The following is a 320-nucleotide window of genomic DNA, read 5'->3' as shown; positions in this document are numbered from 1 at the left end:
GGCGAGCGCCTCGAACAGCCGCCCGCCCTCGGCGAGCCGACGGTCCTGGGCGGCGCGGACGATCAGATCGAGGCGCTCGGGGCGGTGCACGAACAGCTCGTAGAGGTCGCTCTCGCGGTCGGCCACCATGGTCACGGCGGCGGCCTGCTGCAGCGCCGCGGCCGCGGTGGTGCAGCCGTCGAGCCAGCGCTGCGATTCCTTCTCCGCGACGGCGCGGCCGCGGCGCGAGGCGACCGGCTCGTCCGCCCGGGTCCAGATGCGCGCCCCGGCGAGCCCGATCACCGCCTCGGTCTCGGCGTCCACCGCCACCACCGGATGGA

1 pseudogene is annotated in these 320 nt (G+C 76.6%); it reads right to left on the bottom strand.

Annotation, left to right across the window (positions count from 1 at the left end):
• A pseudogene (locus tag A33M_RS16075) lies at window positions 1-320 on the bottom strand (IS4-like element ISGvi2 family transposase); the annotation flags it as partial.

The sequence above is a fragment of the Rhodovulum sp. PH10 genome (assembly GCF_000293785.1).
Lineage (GTDB): Bacteria > Pseudomonadota > Alphaproteobacteria > Rhizobiales > Xanthobacteraceae > Rhodoplanes.
The sequence above is the reverse complement of the archived record's forward strand: the minus strand, read 5'-3'. Positions and strand labels throughout refer to the sequence as shown.